6 protein-coding genes are annotated in these 7154 nt (G+C 73.4%); 3 read left to right on the top strand and 3 right to left on the bottom strand.

Annotated features, from left to right (window positions below):
• Nucleotides 1-101: 101 nt before the first annotated feature.
• The gene (locus tag ABZ873_RS28240; RefSeq protein ID WP_360877559.1) at nt 102-1655 is read right to left on the bottom strand and encodes an MFS transporter; all 1554 of its coding nucleotides are present in this window, start codon (nt 1653-1655) and stop codon (nt 102-104) included.
• A gap of 142 nt (nt 1656-1797) precedes the next feature.
• On the opposite strand from ABZ873_RS28240, the gene ABZ873_RS28235 reads away from it, so the two are divergent.
• From ABZ873_RS28235 to ABZ873_RS28225, 3 genes are all read left to right on the top strand, one after another.
• Entirely contained in the window at nt 1798-2409 is a 612-nt protein-coding gene (locus ABZ873_RS28235) for a TetR/AcrR family transcriptional regulator (protein ID WP_360877556.1), read from the top strand.
• Nucleotides 2410-2524: 115 nt separating this feature from the next.
• Nucleotides 2525-3235 (top strand): ribonuclease HII, encoded by a 711-nt coding sequence (locus ABZ873_RS28230; protein WP_360877553.1) that lies wholly within the window; start codon nt 2525-2527, stop codon nt 3233-3235.
• A 59-nt stretch (nt 3236-3294) separates the two neighbouring features.
• Entirely contained in the window at nt 3295-3966 is a 672-nt protein-coding gene (locus ABZ873_RS28225) for a hypothetical protein (RefSeq protein ID WP_360877550.1), read from the top strand.
• A 135-nt stretch (nt 3967-4101) separates the two neighbouring features.
• On the opposite strand, the gene ABZ873_RS28220 is transcribed toward ABZ873_RS28225, so the two are convergent.
• On the bottom strand, nt 4102-4731 hold the full coding sequence (locus ABZ873_RS28220; RefSeq protein ID WP_360877546.1) for a hypothetical protein: 630 nt from the start codon (nt 4729-4731) through the stop codon (nt 4102-4104).
• Nucleotides 4732-4946: 215 nt separating this feature from the next.
• A complete protein-coding gene (locus ABZ873_RS28215; RefSeq protein ID WP_360877543.1) occupies nt 4947-7106 on the bottom strand; it encodes a RecQ family ATP-dependent DNA helicase in 2160 nt (719 codons plus the stop codon).
• Nucleotides 7107-7154: the final 48 nt, after the last annotated feature.

The raw sequence follows: 7154 nt of genomic DNA, 5'->3' as shown, positions 1-7154 counted from the left end.
GCGCTCCGCTTGGGGTGCTTCGGGGGGGGGGGGGGGGGTGGGGGCGGGCGGCGGGGGGGGGGGGGGGGGGGGGCCCCCCCCCCCCCCCCCGGCGCACCCGCTCAGGCGGCCGGTCCGGCCTTCGCGGCGGCTCCGGCCAGGGCCTCCAGGTCGCTCTTGCGCACCCGGATCACCAGCAGCGCGGTGGCCAGGGCGAGCCCCGCCATGGCGACGGCGGCGAGGAAGGCGGTGGAGATGCCCTGGGCGAGGACGAGATCGCCCCAGGGGTCGGGCAGTTGGCCGGTCTGCTGGAAGGCGGCCGCCGCCGCGGGATCCGCCTGCGCGAGGAAGGCGGGGACCTGCTCGGCGGCCTCGTCGCGGCTGGCCGTACCGAAGACGGTGACCAGGATGGACAGCCCGAGGGAGCCGCCGACCTGCTGGCTGGCGTTGAGCAGGCCGGAGGCGGCGCCCGCCTCCTGCGGTGCCACGCCGGAGACGGCGGTGAGGGTGAGCGTCACGAAGTTGAGGCCCATCCCGAAGCCGAACAGCAGCATGGGGCCGAGCACGCCCGAGAGGTAGGAGCTGTCGGTGCGCAGGAGGGTCAGCCAGGCCAGGCCCGTACCGGTGAGCGCGGATCCGATGACCATGAAGGGCTTGGGGCCGAAGCGCGGCAGGAACCGCTGTGAGAGGCCGGCGGCGGTCACGATGGCGACCGTGACGGGCAGGAAGCCGAGCCCGGACTGGATGGGGGAGAAGCCCAGGACGTTCTGGACGAACTGGACGATGAAGAAGAACATCCCGAACATCGCGGCGGCGAGGCCGAGCATGATCACGTAGGTGCCGGTGCGGTTGCGATCGGCGAACATCCGCAGCGGGATGATCGGCTCGCGCGCCCGCGACTCGACCAGGACGAACAGCGCGAGCAGGACCACGGCCGCCGCGAACGAGCCGAGGGTGAGCGGGTCGCGCCAGCCCTCCTCCGAGGCGCGGATGAAGCCGTAGACGAGCGAGGCCATGCCGAGGGTGGAGGTGAGCGCTCCGGCGATGTCGAAACGGCCGGGGTGGCGCTCGGACTCGCTGATGTAGAGCGGGGTGAGGACCGCGATCAGCACGCCGATCGGCACATTGACGAAGAGGACCCAGCGCCAGTCGAGCCATTCGGTGAGCATGCCGCCGGTCAGCAGGCCGATCGCGCCACCGCCGGCGGAGACGGCGGCGAAGACCCCGAAGGCCCGGTTCCGTTCGGGTCCCTCGGGGAAGGTCGTGGTGATCAGGGCGAGCGAGGTCGGGGAGGCGATCGCGCCGCCGACTCCCTGCAGGGCGCGGGCGGCGAGCAGCTGCCAGGGCTCCTGGGCGAAGCCGCCGAGGAGGGAGGCCAGGGTGAAGAGCAGGATTCCGGCCAGGAACACCCGGCGCCGGCCCAGGATGTCGCCGGCCCGGCCGCCGAGCAGCAGCAGTCCGCCGAAGGTGAGGGTGTAGGCGCTGAGCACCCACGAGAGATCCGTGGTGCTGAACGCGAGGGCGGTCTGGATGTGCGGGAGCGCGATGTTCACGATCGTCGCGTCGAGCACGACCATGAGCTGGCAGGCGGCGATGACGGCCAGGGCCACGCCGGGGCGGCCGTCGCGGCGGGCCGCGCCCGGTATTCGCGGCGCGGCGAGCTGGGAACTGGTCACTCTGGATCCCCCCAAGTGAAATAGTGAACGTGTTCGTTCACTATGGGTTCCACGGTAGGAGCCCAGCCTTAGTGAACGCAAGCGTTCACTAAGGCTGAAAAAGTGCGCCGCGACGGTCGCGGGCCGGGCGGAGGCGGGGTACGTGGTGGATTCGCGCTGGTCATCGGCGTCATCGGTGTCACCGGGGCGCAGACGGGGCCCCGAGCTCGAACGGGCGATCCTGGACGCCGCGTTGGAACAGTTGGGCACCGTCGGCTGGCACGCGCTCACGATGGAGGGCGTCGCGGCCGGCGCGCAGACCGGCAAGGCCGCGCTCTACCGGCGCTGGCCGTCGAAGGCGGACCTGGTGGCCGAGGCGCTGCGGACCGCGATGCCGCAGATCGGTGATATTCCTGACTGCGGTTCGGTCCGGGAGGATCTCCGCCTGCTGTGCGTGCGCACCCGGGAGGTCATGTACTCGCGGGGCGGGCAGGCGCTGTGGTCGGTGCTTCACGAATGCGATCACGCGCATGCGGAGCGGTTCCACGAGGTCATCTCGTCCCGGCTGCAGGAGCCCGTCCGGCGCCTGATCGGGGAGCTGCTGATGCGCGGAATCCGGCGGGGCGACGTGCGACCGGATGCTACGGGTCCGCTTGTCGTGGACGTCATTCCGGCGATGCTCATGTACCGCAGCAAGGTGTGCGGGAGCGAATGGGAGGACGCGGAGATCGCGGAGCTGATCGACGGCGTGATGGTGCCGCTGCTCAGGGTGTGAGACGCGGCGGGTCCCTCCTCGGGGTCCCGCGGCGGGGCGTGCGGAGCTCCGCGGACCCTTCGGACCCGGGCGGGGGTGTGCAGCGGGCCCGGGGCGGCGTACCCTTGCTGGCGCCATGCCGTACGAAGCACCCACCCACACCGTCGAGCGCTCCCTCCGCGCCACCACCGGCGCCAAGGTCATCGCCGGGGTCGACGAAGTCGGACGAGGGGCCTGGGCCGGTCCCGTCACCGTATGCGCGGCGATCACCGGCCTGCGCCGGCCGCCCGCCGGGCTCACCGACTCCAAACTGCTCACCCCCAAGCGGCGCGACGCCCTGCTCGACGTCCTGGAGGACTGGGTCACCGCGTACGCGCTCGGGCACTCCACGCCCGAGGAGATCGACGCACTGGGCATGACCGCCGCCCTGCGCCTCGCGGCCGAGCGGGCCCTCGGGGGCCTGCCGGTGAGGCCCGACGCGGTGATACTCGACGGCAAGCACGACTACCTCGGCTCGCCCTGGCGGGTCCGCACGGTGATCAAGGGTGACCAGTCCTGCATCTCCGTGTCCGCCGCCTCGGTCATCGCCAAGGTCCGCCGGGACCGCATGATGGCCGAGCTCGGTGAAGGGGACGGCGGGATCGAGGACTTCGCCTTCGCCGCCAACGCTGGATACCCCTCGCCCGTGCACCGGGCGGCGCTGGAGGTGCGGGGGCCCACCCCCTACCACCGGCTCTCGTGGTCCTACCTCGACGCGCTGCCCCGGTGGCGCCACCTGAAGAAGGTGCGCCGCAGCGAGGAAGCGACGGATCTGGAAAACGGAGGCCAACTCGGCTTCGATTTCTGATCGCACCCATGTGCCACCGCCCGGTACGTTTCGTACCGGTGTTTGATAGATATCAACTCATGCCTCTCACCCCCGCCATCGAGGAGCCTCAGATTCACGAGAGTGCCCAGGGTCCCCGCGTGACCCCGGCCGCGAGCCGTACCGCGCAGACCCCCCGTCCCGTACCTGGTCCGCGTCCCGCCGCCGTCCCGCGGCCCGGTCGCCCCGGTCCCACCCCCGCGGCGGCGAGCCGCGCGGTCGGGGCCCCCAGGCCCGCACCGCCCGCGCAGCGCGCGGCGCAGGCCACCCCCGGAAGCGTTACCGCAGCTCCTGTTCCCGCGGCGCCGTCCGTCTCCGCGGCGGTTCCGCAGGTCCAGCTGATCCCTGCCTCCGCCGAGGGCGCGCTGGACGCGGCCGAGGAGGCCGTGGACCTGCTGCTCGACACCGGGCGTGCGCCCGGCGACATCCTGGTGCTCACCACCGGCGACCCGCACCCGTGGGCCGCTCACGAGCTGTCCTTCGGCGAGGCCGCGTACTGGGCCCAGCACGACGCCGGGGACGACGTCTTCTACGCGGACGCCGCACGCCTGGAGCGTGCCGCGAGCCGTCCGGTCGTGGTCCTCGCGGCCAACGGCGGACCGGCCGACGGCCTGGCGGGCGTGCTGCCCGTCGCGCTCTCCCGGGCGGGCACGCTGCTGATCGTGTGCGGTGAGACGCAGGAGATCAACTCCGTGCTGGGTGCGGGCGTCTGACGTCCTGTACGCCGGCACGGGCGAGGGGCGGGGCGGGCCTCGGGCCGGCCCCGCCGGTGCCCGACGCCTGATCAGCCGTACGCCCGGTTCCGGGTGTACGGCCGTGAGGCGTGCCCGCCTCACCTCGTACGGGGCTCAGCGCGCGGCGGTCCGGCGCAGGGCCTCGACGGCTCCGCCGCCGGTGTGCAGGGCGAGCGGTGCGAACTCGGACACGGTGTCGCCGAGATGCTGCGGCCGCGAGTCCGAGCTCGGGTGCCGGCCGCCGCGGCCCTCGCCGAGGACCTGCCAGCCGTCGCGGGTCAGCGTGATGTAGGCGCCGCAGCGCAGCCCGTGCAGGGTGCAGGCGTCCCGCAGCCCCCACATCCAGGCGCCGTCCTCGGGCGTCCACCGCTCGTCGCCGTCACGGCAGTAGAGCAGCACCGCCGTACGCACGGGGGTCCGCCGGCGCAGGTCGTGCGGGAGGACCCGGCGCAGGCGGGACAGCAGGGCGTTGCGGTACTCCCAGCCGTCCGCGGACGTGGAGCGCTGCGTGAAGGACGCGCTCGCCACGAGCTGTTCCTCCGGACCCAGGACGGCGATGACCGCTGTCGAGGGCACCGGGGCGTGCCGGGAGTGCAGCCCGCTGACCACCTCGCGCGGATTGCGCAGGAGCGGGATGCCGGCCGTCGTCCATTCCGCCGGCTCCAGCAGTCTGCCGTGCCGGCTCGCGCCGCCGGTGACCGTGGCCAGGGAAGAAGTCGAGGGCGGCGTGAATCCGAAGGTCACGTTCCTCCCTTCGGGTACACGCCCGCGGACGGGCACGGCTGGAGTGTGGGCGCGCCGCAGCGCGGCCCAGGAGGGTGCCGGGGAGCCGAGCGGGAGCACTCCAATTCTCGCGTGGCTTCGGAGCATGCGGCAACGAGCAATTGACGACGCCGACCGGAATTCGCCGGTATGCCGCTCATATCCTTGCCCCGCCATGCCGAGGACGACGCATCCGGCTACCCCTGGAGCGCCAGCACCAGCGGGAACACCTCCTTTGCGCCTGCCCGTCGCAGTAGCCGGGCCGCCACCGCGAGGGTCCAGCCGCTCTCCGCGCGGTCGTCCACGAGGAGCACCGGCCCCTCGGCCTCCGCCAGAGCCGCGGCCAACTGCGGAGGCACGGCCAGGGCCTGGTGGAGCCCCCGCACCCGCTGGGCGCTGTTGGAGGAGGTCAGACCGAACTCGGGCAGCTGGTCGGTGTACGCGAGGGTGCCGAGCAAGGGCATCCGCCCGATCTCCGCGATCCGTGCGGCCAGCGAGCCGACCAGCTGGGGCCGGCCCCGTGAGGGCAGCGCGACCACGCCCACCGGCCGGGCCGGGGCATCGGGCGCGCCGGAGGCCCAACCGCCCGGTCCCCGGGCCCAGTCGGCGAGCACCGCGACCACGGCCTGCGTCACGTCGTCCGGGACCGGCTGGTCCGGAGCCTGCGGGGCGAGCATGGGCCGCAGGCGGTTGCCCCAGCCGATGTCGGACAGCCGGCCCAGGGCGCGGCCCGTCGACGCCTGTTCCCCTGCGGGGATACGCCCCTTGAGGTCGACACCGACCGCCGCGAGCCCGGTGGGCCACATCTTGCGCGGCTCCAACTCCACGCCCGGACGGCCGAGCTCACCGCGGGCCGTGTCCAGGGCGGTCGTGGTCACCTCCGCGGTGAACCGGGCCCCGGCGCAGTTGTCGCAACGGCCGCAGGGCGCCGCCTCCTCGTCGTCCAGCTGGCGGCGCAGGAACTCCATCCGGCAGCCGGTGGCCGCCGCGTAGTCGCGCATCGCCTGCTGTTCGGTGGCCCGCTGGCGGGCCACCCAGGCGTAGCGCTCGGAGTCGTAGATCCAGGGCTCGCCCGTCGAGGTCCAGCCGCCCTTGACGCGGTGCACGGCGCCGTCGACGTCGAGCACCTTGAGCATGGTCTCCAGCCGGGTGCGCCGCAGGTCCACCAGTGGTTCCAGGGCGGGCAGCGAGAGCGGCCGCCCGGCCTCGGCCAGCACGTCGAGCGTGCGCCGGACCTGCTCCTCCGGGGGAAAGGCGACGGAGGCGAAGTACTGCCAGATCGCCTCGTCCTCGCGGCCGGGCAGCAGCAGGACCTCCGCGTGCTCCACACCGCGGCCGGCGCGGCCGACCTGCTGGTAGTAGGCGATGGGGGAGGAGGGCGAGCCGAGGTGGACCACGAAGCCGAGGTCGGGCTTGTCGAAACCCATCCCGAGGGCGGAGGTGGCCACCAGGGCCTTGACCCGGTTCGCCTGGAGGTCGTCCTCGGCCTGCTGGCGGTCGGCGTTCTCGGTCTTGCCGGTGTACGAGGACACGGTGTGCCCGCGGTGGCGCAGGTAGGCGGTGACCTCCTCGGCCGCCGCCACCGTCAGGGTGTAGATGATGCCGGAGCCGGGCAGTTCGCCGAGGTGGTCCGCGAGCCAGGCCAGCCGGTGCGCCGCGTCCGGCAGGGTCAGCACCGCCAGGCTGAGGCTTTCCCGGTCCAGCGGGCCGCGCAGCACGAGGGCGTCCGTGCCGGCGCCGGTGCCCAGTTGCTCCGCGACGTCCGCGGTCACGCGGGCGTTGGCGGTCGCGGTGGTGGCGAGCACCGGCACACCCGGCGGCAGATCGGCCAGCATGGTGCGCAGCCGGCGGTAGTCGGGGCGGAAGTCGTGCCCCCAGTCGGAGATGCAGTGCGCCTCGTCCACCACGAGCAGGCCGGTCGCGGCGGAGAGCTTGGGCAGGACCTGGTCGCGGAAATCGGGGTTGTTGAGCCGCTCCGGGCTCACCAGCAGGACATCGACCTCGCCCGCCGCGACCTCGGCCTGGATGCCCTCCCACTCCTCGGGGTTGGCGGAGTTGATGGTGCGTGCGCGGATGCCGGCGCGGGCGGCGGCTTCCACCTGATTGCGCATCAGGGCGAGCAGGGGGGAGACGATCACGGTGGGGCCGGCGCCGCTCGCCCGCAGCAGCGAGGTCGCCACGAAGTACACGGCGGACTTGCCCCAGCCGGTGCGCTGCACCACGAGCGCCCGGCGCTTGTGGGCGACCAGCGCCTCGATCGCGAGCCACTGGTCCTCGCGCAGCCGGGCGGTGCCCGTCGGGTCGCCCACGAGGCGGGCGAGTACGGAGTCGGCGGAGGACCTCAGGTCTGCGTTCATGCCCCCATGCAACCCGATGCCTCCGACATCGCGCCAATGCCGCCACGA

The sequence above is a fragment of the Streptomyces sp. NPDC047014 genome, from assembly GCF_040644195.1.
Taxonomy (GTDB): domain Bacteria; phylum Actinomycetota; class Actinomycetes; order Streptomycetales; family Streptomycetaceae; genus Streptomyces.
The sequence above is the reverse complement of the archived record's forward strand: the minus strand, read 5'-3'. Positions and strand labels throughout refer to the sequence as shown.